The 1360-nt window shown below is 49.9% G+C and carries 2 tRNA genes and 2 rRNA genes; all 4 read right to left on the bottom strand.

Annotation, left to right across the window (positions count from 1 at the left end):
* Positions 1–335 (bottom strand): 23S ribosomal RNA (locus AC07VH_RS29195); the annotation flags it as partial.
* 237 nt (positions 336–572) lie between these two features.
* Positions 573–648, bottom strand: a tRNA-Ala gene (locus AC07VH_RS29190).
* A 19-nt stretch (positions 649–667) separates the two neighbouring features.
* A tRNA-Ile gene (locus tag AC07VH_RS29185) sits at positions 668–744 on the bottom strand.
* Between the two features lie 98 nt (positions 745–842).
* Positions 843–1360: ribosomal RNA gene (locus tag AC07VH_RS29180) — 16S ribosomal RNA — on the bottom strand; the annotation flags it as partial.

Here is a 1360-nt window from a genome sequence, read left to right as displayed (position 1 = left end):
ACATACGGGGCTATCACCCACTATGGCTCCCATTTCCAGGGGATTCTGTTATCGGTCCGACTATCACGTACAGGCTCTTCCCATTTCGCTCGCCGCTACTTTGGGAATCTCGGTTGATTTCTTTTCCTGCAGCTACTTAGATGTTTCAGTTCGCCGCGTTCGCCTTGCATACCTATGTATTCAGTATGCAATACCCTAAAAGGGTGGGTTGCCCCATTCGGAAATCTGCGGATCAAAGTGTGTTTGCTCACTCCCCGCAGCTTATCGCAAGCTACTACGTCCTTCATCGCCTGTAATCGCCAAGGCATCCACCATGTGCACTTATTCGCTTGTCCCTATAACGTTAGCCTCTGATCACTAGGTAATCAAAGAGCGCTACAGGGATAAGAAAGTACAACGTTGTTGCTTGTTTGTTGATACATACAATCATTACCCATCGATTCGCTTTTTACGGCAAACCGATCAATAAATAATCTTTACTTCTTCCAGATTGTTAAAGAACGAAACAGCTTTGATCGCTAAAAGATCAAACCTAAACCTGACTGGCTTACGTTTGCACTTTCGGTAAAACGTGGTGGAGGATGACGGGATCGAACCGACGACCCCCTGCTTGCAAAGCAGGTGCTCTCCCAGCTGAGCTAATCCCCCTGAGATTTTACTAATTAGCTGGTAGGGCTGGTTGGACTCGAACCAACGACCCCCGCGTTATCAACACGGTGCTCTAACCAGCTGAGCTACAGCCCCAACGCGGTGCTACTACGACTACTGTTTCTTCTTTTAAACAGCCGATAAGTGTGAACATTTGATGCGTGAACCATTTACATGATTCGTGCAAACTCTAGAAAGGAGGTGATCCAGCCGCACCTTCCGATACGGCTACCTTGTTACGACTTCACCCCAGTCACGAATCCTACCGTGGTAAGCGCCCTCCTTACGGTTAAGCTACCTACTTCTGGTAAAACCCGCTCCCATGGTGTGACGGGCGGTGTGTACAAGACCCGGGAACGTATTCACCGCGACATGCTGATCCGCGATTACTAGCGATTCCAACTTCATGCAGTCGAGTTGCAGACTACAATCCGGACTACGATACACTTTCTGCGATTAGCTCCCCCTCGCGGGTTGGCGGCGCTCTGTATGTACCATTGTATGACGTGTGAAGCCCTACCCATAAGGGCCATGAGGACTTGACGTCATCCCCACCTTCCTCCGGTTTGTCACCGGCAGTCTCATTAGAGTGCCCTTTCGTAGCAACTAATGACAAGGGTTGCGCTCGTTGCGGGACTTAACCCAACATCTCACGACACGAGCTGACGACAGCCATGCAGCACCTGTGTACTGGTTCTCTTTCGAGCACTCC

Source organism: Janthinobacterium sp. GW821-FHT03C10, assembly GCF_059420865.1.
This window is presented reverse-complemented; position numbering and strand designations above follow the sequence as displayed.